Genomic DNA, 14,046 nt, shown 5'->3' with positions numbered 1-14,046 from the left:
TAGATGACTCTCTTCGCTACAGCCTTAACGCTCTCATGTTGTCGGCCTTGGCTCAACCTATTCCCCAAAATTTCCGCGATCGCCTAGAGTTTCATGAATATTTCCAGACAAGACACCAATTTTTGCTCAGGTTTTGCCTATGTTAGGGGTAAGAAATGCCCTGCCTAAGTTCTATTCGGGACTGGAGCTGTCGATCATGCCGTCTACTACTTCTCCTTTGCTGCCACCGCTGCTACTGGCTACGGATGGTTCTACAAGTGCTGGCACGGCACAGCGGCTTTTGCTTCCGGTAATCCAGCTTTTCTCCCAGCTGCCACCTGAGGCAGACCGACAAACCTGGCTAGACATTCTCACTGTACAGCCTTGGCCTGCGGGAATGCGCCCAAGACTCCCGGCCCTATCTAGGAAACCAACGGCTGAAACCCGGACGCCTGAAGCAGAGCCAGAACTGACCTCACCCTTGCCACTACCTGAAGTAGAGAATGGGCATCGGGCTGATTTGAACCCGAATGATTTGTTCGCTCAAATTAAAGCTGAAATGCCGCTAGACAGAAAAATTGCTTACCAGAGCCGAGAGGGGCGACCTGCGACTGAAATTTTGAACCATGCGCGGACAATTCAGGCTGGATTGATTGCAGTAGGTCATCGGGGTGTTGGTGGATCGCGGGAGTTGTTGCTGGGTAGCGTTTCTTCAGCGATCGCGCGTTATGCCACCTGTCACGTCTTAGTCGCGCGAGGTTTACCTGAAGCACCAACGCTACAACCAAAGTGGCACCACGTCCTCTTGGCTGTGAATGGCTCTCAATCCACCAAGCAAGCGATCGCCCTGACGCGCCAGTTAATTCCTGCAGGTATCCAGCGAGTCACCATCCTCTGTGCCCAAACACCCCTCAATCCTCACTACTTGTTTGGACCGTTCGCCACTCCCACCCCTAATTGGCAACTCACGCAATCCTTGCAACAAGCCCAAAAAGAGCAAAGTGAGCAAATCATTCAAAAGGCGCAAGAGAAGCTAGCAGGAGCAAATGTAGCAATCACCAGCTTGATCCAGACTGGAGAGCCAGGGCCGATTATTTGCCAAATTGCTCAACAGCAGCAAGCCGATGTGATTATTTTGGGGAGCGATCGCCATCCAGCTTTTCGTAATATTCGCCTCACTGCTACAGGCGACTACGTCCTGCATCATGCGCCTTGTCCGATTCTGCTTTGCCGCACAGCGCGATTGGAAACGGAAACCAACCTAGGATCTGAGGCTGAGATTTCGCGCGAGGAGGCCTAGAACACGATAGTCTATATAGATGGTGGCAGTTCTACCTAGTCTTGTTTGAACCAAATCCAACCTATTTTGCCTATCCTAGGTGCTGACGAGAGATGGCATGAAAGCATCTCCTGATAAGCCAATCGACCCTGAAACTCCGCTACAACTACTTTTATTTGTAGACAAGCGCCCGAATTCAGGGGAACAGATTCGGCACATCCGTAATTATCTAAAAAATCTCAAAGCTCAGTATTCGTTCGATCTACAAGTTATTGACGTAGGAGAACAGCCCTATCTAGCCGAGCACTTTAAGCTGGTAGCAACCCCCGCTTTAATCAAAATTCAGCCAGAACCGCGACAAACGCTGGCGGGCAGTACTCTAGTGACTCAATTAGAAAATTGCTGGCCCCGGTGGCAACGTTCTGTTGAGGAATATCTAGCAACCTTAGAGTCACAAACAGATTCGTCTAGCCCGGAACGCCCCAACTCAACCATTGACTCAGTAGCCTATTCAGCCGAGTTGATGCGGCTTTCAGACGAAATTTTTCGCCTACAACAAGATCAAGAAGACCTACAAGAGCAATTGCGGTTCAAAGACCGCATTATTGCCATGTTGGCTCATGACCTACGTAACCCTCTAACGGCGGCCTCAATCGCGATCGAAACGCTAGAACTCAGCTACAGCCCCAAGGAAGGGTTGAACACTCGCCTTAAGCCTGCTGTCACAGCTCAATTGCTCAAGCACGCTAAAACTCAAACGCGAGCGATCGACCGGATGATCACAGATATTTTGCAAGCAGCTCGTGGTACTAGCGGAGACTTTCAGATCCAGCCGCAGAAACTAGATTTAGGGTCGCTTTGCCAAGAAGTTTTGGTATATCTGCGCGATCGCTTTCAACCCAAAGAGCAGCAGATTACCCACGATATTCCGAGTGACTTGCCGTTGATCTACGCGGACCCAGAGCGCGTCCGCCAAGTTCTGATTAATTTGTTAGACAATGCCATCAAGTACGCTCCTGCAAAAGGCACCATTGCCTTTTCAGTCTTGCACCGCACCACTCAAAAAGTGCAGGTAAGCATCTGTGATGATGGGCCTGGTATCCCAGAAGAAAATCATGAACGAATTTTTGAAGAGCATTTTCGGCTCAAGCGCGACGAAGCTCAGGAAGGATACGGTATTGGTCTAGCATTGTGCCAGCGCATTGTGCGAGCGCACTACGGCCAAATTTGGGTTGACTCCGTCCCCAACCAAGGTAGCTGTTTCCACTTCACCCTGCCAGTTTACCGTCCTTAGTTGAAGCCTCTCAGAACTAAAAGACGTGCTTGCTTATAACCGAATGGTTATGAAGGATTGAACTGCGATTCAGGGCTGCTATCCTTAGCGTTCTGATTCTTCTAAACTGCATCCGTGAAGCTACTAGATTGATTTGTTACTTAATCCTGGGGTTAATAAGAACTCTGTATTTTTGACGTTAGCAATTGTTAAGTTAGGACTTCAAAGCTCAAGCTACTTGTTAAGAATATTGTCATCCTAAAGGTTATATAAACTACTGAGTGCTCTAAGGTAACTATTTTCAAAATTTTAGATATTGGCGTCAGGAGTAAGCAACTATGGACAGGGTTAAAGTTACTTGTGTCCATCTTTACTTCTAAAAAAAAATTAACTTAACTCGCTTTAAAGCTAAAAGAGTAGATGAACGAGGAGCCAACTTAAGCCTATGATTGCCAGAGACTGGTTGGGTACGTTCTGCTATCTATCACTGCTTCCTGTCTTTGTGTTCCTGTTTATCTCAGTGACTCAAAGTATCAAATTTTAATTAAATGACCTCAGTGAGAGAAGCATTTTATCAGTAATGAACGCTAACTAGATTGAAACATAATTGCATTCATACGGGTAAAGTTTGAGTATTTTTATAGCTTTGAAAATTCAATATACTGATGCACTCAGCGTCGATAAAGCTCTCATGAAGCCTTTTCAAATCTCCGATGACGCCTGGATTGGGGGTGTATTCCTCCACTTGAATGGTAGGTAGCAGTTAGTTTATTGGCTTTAGTGAGTGGGGGTGAGAAGAAAGTATTTTATGAAGAAACAGCGAAGTTGATTTTAAGATTCCTTGAACTAATTAGGTTGCTGATTTAAGTTCAGCTAATTAGCGGATTCTAACTTTATAGAGGGCATATTAATTTTGATAGTAAGCAATGACAGCAGCAGATTTAGGTTTGGCTTAAGTCAAGTTGCTAAGGTTTCAACCAACTCAATATTTATGAATACCAGCGTTGAAATTCTTCGAGGTCTAGCTCTAAACATTCCTTTACTCACAGCATAGTTAAGTGCTGCTTACTGAAATGAAACAGGATTCTCTGGATCGCCAGCCCGCTGCATTTGAAGTCAGTGTTTATGAGTGCGAAGTCCATCTGAAGTTTCGTTTGATTGAAGAGAAAGGTGGGCTCAGCGATCGCGATCAACTGCTAGAGCAACTGATTGATGCTTTTACCTGTGGTACCGACGAGTACCTGGAGCCGTTGCAAGTTTTAGTGAAAGCTGAAGAAGTTTCCGAAATGTCGGCTTCTCCCGAACTGCGTCGTCAACTCATCCGCCTACGCAACTCCAACGAACTAGCCTAGCGGCTCATGTCTTTTCAATCTGGGCATCCCTGTATCTGTCGCTCCTTTAGTTTTATCCTACAGCTCATAACCTTTATAGTTCCTTGCTCCAAGCTTATAGAATGCTTGACTCAAGCAACTAGCTGAGTGCTTCATACTGGTGGCCACTGCATTTGGTTTCTCGTAGCCTCACCACTCAGTTACTGAAAAATTAAGCAAAATCTAAACCAGGTATTGACAGATTCAGGGAGATTGATTAAGTTAATAAAGGCGCGGCGATAAACCGAGGTAAATCGGTTGGCCAAATCAAAAACAGGCCCCCATCGTCTAGAGGCCTAGGACACCTCCCTTTCACGGAGGCGACGGGGATTCGAATTCCCCTGGGGGTATAACAACTAAAAATCCGTTCGATTCCAAGATTTGGTATTGAGCGGATTTTTGTTTATGACCTGACGGCGGTTAGCTATTGCCAATCCTATGCTGACTCTGCCTCGTAGCCTGTTCTTCTTGGCAAGCGATCGGGCACTCTGAGAGTAATAGGCCATCGCAAGTAAGCCAGCAGTTTTTAGGGATTGTGCTTGTGCAACAGAAATGGGATCAATGCCGCCTTCGGGCGATCGAACTGTATAAAGGCAGCAAATTTCGTGAATCTTTAACCCTTTCTGAAGCTAATTTGGAATTGGCTAGAGGCTTGCAAGATCAGGTCAGAGAAGCCGCTTCCCTCAATGACCTGGGTTTAGCTCACTCTCGCCTCAGTCAACTCCAAAGAGCCTTGCACTGTTTCGATCAAGCTAGGTTGATTTTTCAGGTTTTAGGGGATCGAGCCAGTGAAACCGCTGCTTTGAGCAACACTGCCTTAGTCTATGCCAAACTGGGACAACCCAAACGCGCTTTGCTGCTTTACAACCAAATTTTGGCCATTCGGCAGCAACTGGGCGATCGCGCTGCTGAGGCCACCACTCTCAACAATATGGGCTTTGCTTATAGTGCCTTTGGTCAATCCCAAACTGCTCTAGAGCATTTTCAGCAAGCGCTTTTAATTCAACGTGAGCTGGGCGATCGCACGGGCGAAGCCACCACTCTGAACAATATTGGATCCATTTATAACGACTTGGGTGAGCTGGCTCAGGCATGGCTGCATTATCAGCAAGTGTTGTTGGTGAGGCAGCAGGCGGGAGATACTTCTGGCGCAGCCATCACTATGAATAATTTGGCCTTAACCTATGCCAACTTAGGTCAATCCAATCAAGCCCTGCTGTTCTATAACCAGATTTTGTTGCTACAGCAGGAGATGGACGATCGCTTAGGTCAAGCTGTGACTCTGTCGAATACGGGGGCAGTTCATCGCTCGCTGGGCCAGTTAGAGAAAGCTTTGGGATTTTACCAGCAAGCACTGCTTATCCGACGCGAAGCAGGCGATCGCTTGGGCGAAATTAATACGACGGCGAACATTGGCACTGTCTATGTTGAGTTAGGCAAAAAAAGCCGCGCTCTGGCATTTTATGCAAAAGCTTGGGGGCTAGCAGACCAACTAGGCAATCAAACCCTCACAGAATGGTTGCGGAGTTTAATTGAAAGTTTAGATATCAGTCTATAAGCTGCAAGTATTTAGTCCCCAACGGTTACCAAGTCAGCTTTGCTATGGTTGAAGTACAGGTCAAGACTTGAGCGATACACTTTGACCTGACTGTGAAACTAAATGTGAAGTTAGTGGGCCTGCTGCAACGCTTGGTCAGTGATGAGTGCGATCGCCTGTCACCAATTTGTTGGAGTGACCTGTGGGCCGATTGCAACATTTGTTTTCGCTACGTAAACTTCTATGCTGATAGAACGGTAGCGAAAGTGTGTGCTGCCCATTTCAATATTTGGCTGCTGCCAGTTGTAACTGCCCGATCACTGGGACTTGAGACTTGCTGACCGTATTCCTGCCAACCATTAGGAATTGTGAGTTGGGTTACGCTCTCGATCATCTCTTTGACCTTGCACATCCTCAAAATTTTGCTGATGCCTGGAGACTACTGCAATGCTTGAATCCTATCGCCAACATGTCGCTGAGCGAGCTGCCCTCGGTATTCCACCTTTACCCCTCACCCCCCAGCAAACCTCTGAGCTGTGTGACCTTCTAAAACACCCTCCCGCTGGAGAAGAAGAGGTATTACTAGAGCTGCTGCGCGATCGCGTTCCTCCGGGTGTCGATCAAGCGGCTTATGTCAAAGCGGGATTTTTGACGGCGATCGCTAAGGGAGAAGCCACCAGTCCTCTGATAACGCCTGTGGAAGCTGTGAAGCTGTTAGGCACAATGATGGGCGGCTACAATGTGCACTCCTTGATCGAGTTGTTGCAGGTGGACAGTGCCGAGTTGGCAACGGCAGCTACAGCAGCTTTGAGCAAAACTCTGCTCGTTTTCGATGCCTTCCACGACATCCAAGAATTAGCCGTCACCAACGCTTACGCTAAGCAAGTGATGGAAGCCTGGGCGAATGCGGAGTGGTTCACTAGTCGTCCCACTTTGCCAGAAGCAATTCAGGTGACGGTGTTTAAGGTGCCCGGAGAAACTAACACGGATGACTTGTCTCCCGCGACTCATGCGGCAACTCGTCCTGACATTCCGCTGCACGCTTTGGCGATGCTGGAAACGCGGCAGCCTGGATCGCTAGAAACGATCGTGGAACTTAAGAAAAAGGGCTATCCTCTGGCCTATGTGGGAGATGTAGTCGGCACTGGCTCTTCCCGGAAGTCTGCGATCAACTCAGTACTATGGCACATTGGTCAAGATATTCCGTTTGTGCCCAACAAGCGCAGTGGCGGATTTGTCTTAGGAAGTGCGATCGCGCCCATTTTCTTTAATACGGCTGAAGACTCCGGTGCCCTGCCCATCCAGTGCGATGTCACTCAGATGGAAACTGGCATGGTGATCACGATTCATCCTTATAAAGGAGAGATCACCAACGAAGCAGGCGAAGTGATTTCTACCTTCACGCTGCAACCTGACACGATTTTGGATGAAGTGAGGGCAGGGGGACGAATTCCGCTGATTATTGGGCGATCGCTCACCGACAAAACGCGCACCGCTCTAGGTCTTGAACCCAGCACAGTTTTTGTGCGGCCTAATGCGCCAGTCGATACCGGAAAAGGTTATACCTTGGCCCAAAAGATGGTTGGTAAGGCTTGTGGTCTACCTGGTGTGCGTCCCGGTACTTCCTGCGAACCCCTGATGACCAGCGTTGGATCGCAAGATACGACTGGCCCGATGACTCGTGACGAGCTAAAAGAATTGGCTTGTCTAGGTTTCAGCGCTGATTTGGTGATGCAAAGCTTCTGCCATACTGCGGCCTATCCCAAGCCTGCCGATATCAAAACTCACCACGACTTACCTGACTTTATTTCTTCCCGTGGTGGGGTAGCGCTGCGTCCTGGTGATGGCATCATTCACTCGTGGCTGAACCGGATGCTGCTGCCTGACACCGTGGGTACTGGGGGTGATTCCCATACCCGTTTCCCCCTCGGCATTTCTTTCCCGGCGGGTTCTGGCTTGGTGGCCTTTGCTGCGGCTTTGGGTGTGATGCCCTTAGATATGCCTGAGTCCGTGTTGGTGCGCTTCAAGGGTGAACTGCAACCCGGCGTGACGCTGCGCGACTTGGTGAATGCGATTCCTTATGTGGCGATCCAACAAGGATTGTTGACGGTGTCCAAGGAGAACAAGAAGAACATCTTCTCCGGGCGGATCATGGAAATCGAAGGATTGCCTGATCTTAAAGTGGAACAGGCCTTTGAACTGACGGATGCTAGTGCGGAGCGCTCCTGTGCTGGATGCACGATTAAGCTTGGTACTGATACCGTGGCTGAGTACTTGCGGTCGAACGTGGCGCTGCTGAAAAACATGGCGGCGCGTGGATACCAAGATGCTCGCACGATTATGCGGCGAGTCGCCAAGATGGAAGAGTGGCTAGCCAACCCAACGCTAATGGAAGCGGATGCAGATGCTGAGTACGCCGCCATCATTGAGATCGACCTCAACGAAATCAAAGAACCGATCGTCGCTGCTCCCAACGACCCCGACAATGTGAAGCTGCTATCGGACGTGGCGGGAGACAAAATTGATGAGGTGTTCATCGGTTCCTGCATGACCAATATTGGTCACTATCGCGCCGCTGCCAAAGTGCTAGAAGGTGCGCCTCCGGTGAGTACTCGCCTGTGGGTCGCGCCTCCCACTCGCATGGATGAGCACCAACTAAAAGAAGAAGGCGTTTATAGTACCTTCGGCGTAGCAGGGGCCAGAACTGAGGTGCCCGGTTGCTCGTTGTGCATGGGGAACCAAGCCCGTGTGGCCGACAACACAACGGTCTTCTCGACTTCTACCCGCAATTTCAACAACCGCATGGGTAAAGGAGCACAGGTTTATCTCGGCTCTGCCGAACTCGCTGCTGTTTGTGCCCTCCTCGGTCGGATTCCCTCGGTGCAGGAATATCTCGACATTGTAGCGAACAAGATCAATCCCTTCGCAGATAATCTCTACCGCTACCTCAACTTCGATCAAATTGTGGGCTTTGAAGATGAAGGCCGTGTGATTCCCCTAGAAGAAATGCCTAGAATCGAAGACATTCTGGGTATGCCAACCGCCACAACACGTTAGTTAATAAGGCCTCTTGAAAGGGAAAAATAATCTTAATAGCCTCTTCTCACTTTGTAGAAGAGGCTTTACTATTGCTAGCTCAATCTTGGGGTAGCATGGCCAGAAATCTCACCTGCTTCCTAGCCCCCAAACCAAGAGGAGAAATGCTGTGAATACTAATGAGCTTTCGCAAGAGGTCAATGTTATATATAACGCTTTTTCTCCATTACTTGAGCTAACAGGGGATGATTTTGAAAACCTTTTAGTATTGGACTTGGCCAAGATAGGCATAATTTGTGGGTTTAGTGATGGTGACTTTGACCATAAAGAACTGTACGTCTACTCACTAATGATAGGATTGGTTCGAAAAAGCCAAGATATTCTATCTGAACTATATTGGTGGGATTCCTCAGAAGAAGTAAGAAATTTTTACGAAAAAACAGTATTAGATCTATTTGAGACAGTAATTGAAGATAAAGATTATAAGTTTTATATACCCTCCGTAATCAGAAGTATTGACGAGAATAATGGGACTGATTTCTTTGATCCGTTTGTCAATGCCATGTACAGATTTGCTCAAGTTATCGTCAAAGCAGATGGAACAGTTTCAGCAAAGGAAATAGAGTCACTAAAGTTGGCTTGGCACTTATTAAATAAAGAAGAGGATATTGAAACTCAAGAAGAGGAAGTCAGTCTTACTGATGAACTTGAGGAAGAAAGTTTAGATGAGGTTTTGAACCATCTTAGCGAACTTATTGGTATGCAAAATGTGAAAGATGAGGTAGAAAGCCTAGCTAACTTTCTTAAAATTCAAAAGGTTCGGCTGGAAAGAGGAATGATAAAAACGCCTTTATCACTCCACGCTGTCTTTTGCGGACCACCGGGAACTGGGAAGACTACAGTTGCACGATTACTTGGCAAAGTTTACAAAAGCCTAGGTTTACTGAGTAAGGGACATCTTGTAGAAACTGATAGAGCAGGATTAGTCGCTGGATATGTTGGGCATACTGCACTGAAAGTTAAAGAATTAATAGATTCGGCTTTAGACGGTGTGCTTTTTATTGACGAAGCTTACACCCTAAAGCCACATGACGGTACTAATGACTTTGGTCAGGAAGCTATAGATACACTACTTAAATATATGGAGGATTATAGGGACAGGTTAGTAGTAGTGGTTGCTGGCTATCCTGATGAAATGACTAGATTTATAGAATCGAACCCTGGACTTAAGTCAAGATTTAACCGATATTTTTATTTTCAAAATTATATCCCTGAAGAACTATCGGCGATGTTTGAGCAACGTTGCGTTAACAGTCATCTTCAGTTAACTAATACAGCCAGAGAAAGCTTAAAAAATACGTTTAATATTTTATATACGAATAGAGACAGAATGTTTGGCAATGGAAGGTTGGTGAGAAATATTTTTGAAAAAGTTCTAGAGAAACAAGCTAATAGAATTGCTCGAATACCCTCAATTACAGATGCCATATTAGCCACAATACAGCCGGAAGATATACCTTCTCTTGAAAGCCTAGGAATTCACCAACAGAAGGAATCAAAAATATCAGCGCCTCAGCAAAACATTTTAGAATTGGCAAAGAAAGGTGATCCGCAAGCGATCGCTGCTTTAATGAATCGCTCTCTCAAACCTAAAGGAATTACGGCTAAAGCAAACTTGAAGAATGATTGTTTGCAGGTAATGGTTGAGGCAGAGCAAGTTCCAGAGGTTCAGGCTATGGCATCCCTGATTCAGAAGGGTATGACCAGCTTAGGAGTTGAATCTATTGAAAGAGTAAGGTTATATGGACGGCGTAGAGGGGATGAATTACCGTCTTGGAGCCACGAATTTGACCTCGTTGCCAATCCATTTTCGTAGCTTTTTTGCCAGCATTATGTATCTTGCTTTCCTCTTTCGATAACCATAGATACTACTTGCAAAATTAGGTTGAGATGCCGCTATCAAATGTCCCTAGTTCCTGCACGCATCCATTGATTCACAGTGCCGCGATCGCTTTAGGTAGCAATTTAGGAGACTCGCAACAAACTTTAGAATCAGCTTTGGTAGAGCTAGAGCAGACACCTGGAATTACCCTACAAGCGCGATCGCACTGGTATGTCACGGCTCCGGTTGGTCCGCCTCAACCCGATTTCCTCAATGGCTGTGCCCTGCTCACTACCACGCTGACCCCGCAAACATTACTCGCGATTTTATTAGAAATAGAACAGCAATTTGGGCGAGTGAGACAAGAACGGTGGGGGCCGCGATCGCTTGACCTCGACTTGTTATTTTTTGATGATTTAATTTTGGAAACTGACACCCTCACTCTGCCACATCCCCGCATGAGCGAGCGGGCTTTTGTGCTAGTGCCTCTAGCCGAAATTGCCTCCGATTGGTTGGAGCCAGTTTCTCGAAAAGCGATCGCAGATTTGGTTCAGGCGGTAGACTGGTCAGGAGTGCGCCGATTGTGAGTCGAGTATCTTATGGGTTTTGGTTCCGAACCCCCACAGCTATTGAAACAACGCCTCTTCTACCGAGGCCGCAAGTTTAACTTTGAAGTCAATACTCTGCGTCTCCCCAACCGAGCGGTAGGAGATTGGGAATGTGTGCGGCACCCCGGTGGAGCACTGGCTGTCCCGGTCACTCCCGATGGCAAACTCATTTTGTTACGGCAATACCGTTTTGCCTTGAAGGGGCGGATTCTAGAGTTTCCAGCGGGCACCATCGAGCCTAACGAAGACCCAGCAGAAACGATTCGGCGCGAAATTGAGGAAGAAACTGGCTATCGCGCTGGTGCTTGGCGGAAGCTAGGAGAATTTTCCTTGGCTCCCGGCTACTCAGATGAGATTATCTACGCTTTTCTGGCCCAAGATTTAGAAAAGTTAGAAACGCCACCTGCCCAGGATGTCGATGAAGACATTGAACTGGTCTTGATGACTCCTAAGGAATTGGAGCAGGCGATTTTGGCGGGACAACCTGTAGACGCCAAATCTATTTCCAGCTTCTTCTTAGCTCGCCCTTTTCTAGCCTAGAAATTGTCAGAGCTTAGGCTAAATCTGGCAGAGTTCAGTACAGTAGTACTGAAACACTTCCTTGCAGTTGCAGTAAGCCCGGATGTCTGATCTTATTTTGTTTTGGCACCGTCGTGATTTGCGAATCACAGACAATATTGGGTTGGCTCAAGCACGTCAGCAAAGCCCCAAAGTAGTGGGTGTGTTCTGCCTCGACCCCCTTATTTTGGAGCGCAATGATGTTGCTCCTGCCAGAGTCACTTACATGATCGGCAGCTTGCGAGAACTACAAGCAAGTTATGCCCAGGCAGGAAGTGAATTGTTGATTCTCCGGGCTGATCCTCGGACGGGCATTCCTGCTTTGGCGGCGGCACTCAATGCTCAGGCTGTGTTTTGGAATTGGGATATAGAACCCTACGCTCGCCAACGCGATCGCGCCGTTCTAGAAGCGCTGCACGAAAAAGGTATTAAAGCGAGCAACTTCTGGGACCAACTTCTGCATGCGCCGGAGGACATTCGTTCGGGTTCGGGCAACCCTTACACGGTCTACACACCCTTCTGGAGAAATTGGAGTAGTCGCCTCAAGGCTGAACCCGTAGAACGTTTCCAAGGGGCAGTGGGTTTAACGTCAGAGGAAAAAGCAGCGTCTCAACAGGTCGGTGCGATCGCGCTTCCCACCGCTAAAGATTTAGGCTTTGTCTGGGAGAACGAACTGGTTTTGACGCCAGGGGAAACAGCAGCTCAAGAACGACTGGAAGGATTTTGCGATCGCGCTTTGTCTGACTACGCCGAGCAGCGCAACTTCCCATCTGAAGACGGCACCTCGCAACTCAGCGCCGCACTAAAGTTTGGGGTGCTGGGGGTGCGCCATGTGTGGGCAGCCACTACAGCAGTGATGGAGCAAGTTCGCAGCGACGAAGCCAGAGACGGGGTGCAAACTTGGCGGCAAGAACTGGCATGGCGCGAGTTTTACCAGCATGTTCTGTACTTCTTCCCAGCGCTAGCTGATGGCCCTTATCGCCAACCCCTCAAAGATTTTCCTTGGCAAAACAACGACGACCACTTGCAAGCTTGGTGCGAAGGCAGAACTGGCTACCCGATTGTGGATGCAGCCATACGGCAGATGAACGAGACAGGCTGGATGCACAACCGTTGCCGCATGATTGTGGCTAGCTTCTTAGTCAAAGACTTGATCATCAATTGGCAGGAAGGCGAGAAGTACTTCATGCAAAAGCTGTTTGATGGCGATCTCTCGGCCAACAATGGCGGCTGGCAGTGGAGTGCTTCCAGTGGTATGGACCCCAAACCGCTGCGAATTTTTAACCCTGCCAGCCAAGCTAAAAAATTTGACCCGGATGCAGCCTACATCCGCCATTGGCTTCCAGAACTACGAAGTGTGGATACGGAAGATTTGCTCAGCGGCAAGATTTTGCCTTTAGAGCGCGATCGCTGTGGCTATCCCGCCCCCATTGTCGACCACAACAAACAACAAAGCTTATTCAAGCAACTCTATCAGCAGCAAAAAGCTGGACTCGGAGTCGAAGCTTAGGCGTATAAAGCTTTAATCCATTCCCATTCTCGCGCCAAGCCTTCTGCCAAAGAGACTTGAGGTTGATAGCCTAGCAGTTTTTGGGCTTTAGAGACATCAGCGGCTGTATGGCGAGCATCTCCCATCGCCGCTCCAATGTGATCGCGTTTGATGGGCTGACCCACCACTCGCTCCATTGTGTCGAGCACTTCGGCCAACACAACACGACTGCCCCCACCAATATTGAAGACTTCGCCAATAGCTTCAGGCACACTACCTGCTGCTAAATTAGCGGCGATCGCATCAGCGACAAACGTGAAGTCGCGAGTTTGCTGGCCATCTCCGTAGACGGGAATCGCTTGGTCTTCCAAAACGGCCTTAAAGAACTTGTGAAAGGCCATATCCGGGCGTTGGCGAGGGCCATAAACCGTGAAGTAGCGCAAAGCGGTAACGGGCACCTCAAAGTTCTGATGATATAACCAACACAAACGCTCCGCCGCTAGCTTTGTAATGCCATAAGGGGAAACAGGTTGCGGGCAAATCGATTCGTAGGTGGGTAAAGTTTCGGCGTTGCCATACACAGATGAAGTGGAGGCAAAAACGAGTCGCTTCAGTTGCTTAGCGTCTTTTGCGGCTTCCAATAAAACTTGCGTGGCATTGATATTCCGCTCGGTGTAACTGCGAAAACCTTCGCCCCAACTAGCTCGGACCCCTGCCTGAGCCGCTTGGTGATAAACCACATCTACCCCATCCAGCAAGGCAGGCCAGTCTAAAGTTTGAATATCTCCTTCTACCAACCGAAAAGCAGAGTGGCTCTCGAAGGAAACAATATTTTTACGCTTCAGTGCAGGATCGTAATAATCATTGAACTGATCAACACCGATAACCTCATGTCCTTGGTTAAGCAGTGCCTCAGCTAAGTGAGAGCCAATAAATCCAGCAGCTCCTGTGACAATATGAATAGCCATATCTTTTAGGGGGTCTCAACAAATGACTTAACTTTCAACTATATCCAGACTCTATCTGGCATTTTAT

Annotated in this window: 10 protein-coding genes and 1 tRNA gene; 10 read left to right on the top strand and 1 reads right to left on the bottom strand. The window is 48.1% G+C overall.

What is annotated here, in order from left to right; all coding sequences use genetic code 11:
• The first annotated feature begins 196 nt into the window (after positions 1-196).
• From H6F72_RS08205 to H6F72_RS08160, 10 genes are all read left to right on the top strand, one after another.
• Positions 197-1,279 (top strand): universal stress protein, encoded by a 1,083-nt coding sequence (locus H6F72_RS08205; RefSeq protein ID WP_190433585.1) that lies wholly within the window; start codon positions 197-199, stop codon positions 1,277-1,279.
• A 97-nt stretch (positions 1,280-1,376) separates the two neighbouring features.
• Positions 1,377-2,552 carry a histidine kinase gene (locus tag H6F72_RS08200; protein ID WP_199296181.1) on the top strand — a complete coding sequence of 392 codons (1,176 nt, stop codon included), beginning with the start codon at positions 1,377-1,379 and terminating at the stop codon, positions 2,550-2,552.
• 1,052 nt (positions 2,553-3,604) lie between these two features.
• Positions 3,605-3,883 (top strand): Npun_R1517 family heterocyst differentiation transcriptional regulator, encoded by a 279-nt coding sequence (locus H6F72_RS08195; protein ID WP_190433581.1) that lies wholly within the window; start codon positions 3,605-3,607, stop codon positions 3,881-3,883.
• Positions 3,884-4,178: 295 nt separating this feature from the next.
• Positions 4,179-4,251 (top strand) — tRNA-Glu (locus H6F72_RS08190).
• Between the two features lie 191 nt (positions 4,252-4,442).
• Positions 4,443-5,459 (top strand): tetratricopeptide repeat protein, encoded by a 1,017-nt coding sequence (locus H6F72_RS08185; protein ID WP_190433579.1) that lies wholly within the window; start codon positions 4,443-4,445, stop codon positions 5,457-5,459.
• 426 nt (positions 5,460-5,885) lie between these two features.
• Positions 5,886-8,495 carry a bifunctional aconitate hydratase 2/2-methylisocitrate dehydratase gene (gene acnB / locus H6F72_RS08180; RefSeq protein ID WP_190433577.1) on the top strand — a complete coding sequence of 870 codons (2,610 nt, stop codon included), beginning with the start codon at positions 5,886-5,888 and terminating at the stop codon, positions 8,493-8,495.
• 148 nt (positions 8,496-8,643) lie between these two features.
• The gene (locus H6F72_RS31060) at positions 8,644-10,350 is read left to right on the top strand and encodes an AAA family ATPase (RefSeq protein WP_199298965.1); all 1,707 of its coding nucleotides are present in this window, start codon (positions 8,644-8,646) and stop codon (positions 10,348-10,350) included.
• 74 nt (positions 10,351-10,424) lie between these two features.
• A complete protein-coding gene (folK, locus tag H6F72_RS08170; protein WP_190433575.1) occupies positions 10,425-10,943 on the top strand; it encodes a 2-amino-4-hydroxy-6-hydroxymethyldihydropteridine diphosphokinase in 519 nt (172 codons plus the stop codon).
• Between the two features lie 12 nt (positions 10,944-10,955).
• Positions 10,956-11,504: an NUDIX hydrolase gene (locus H6F72_RS08165; protein ID WP_190433573.1), complete on the top strand. Its 549-nt coding sequence runs from the start codon at positions 10,956-10,958 to the stop codon at positions 11,502-11,504.
• An 82-nt stretch (positions 11,505-11,586) separates the two neighbouring features.
• Complete coding sequence (locus H6F72_RS08160) at positions 11,587-13,032, top strand: FAD-binding domain-containing protein (RefSeq protein ID WP_190433571.1); 1,446 nt, start codon at positions 11,587-11,589, stop codon at positions 13,030-13,032.
• Here H6F72_RS08160 and H6F72_RS08155 read toward each other — a convergent pair.
• On the bottom strand, positions 13,029-13,979 hold the full coding sequence (locus H6F72_RS08155; RefSeq protein ID WP_190433569.1) for an NAD-dependent epimerase/dehydratase family protein: 951 nt from the start codon (positions 13,977-13,979) through the stop codon (positions 13,029-13,031). The genes H6F72_RS08160 and H6F72_RS08155 overlap by 4 nt on opposite strands.
• Positions 13,980-14,046 lie beyond the last annotated feature (67 nt).

It is taken from the genome of Trichocoleus sp. FACHB-46 (assembly GCF_014695385.1).
Lineage (GTDB): Bacteria > Cyanobacteriota > Cyanobacteriia > FACHB-46 > FACHB-46 > Trichocoleus.
This window is presented reverse-complemented; position numbering and strand designations above follow the sequence as displayed.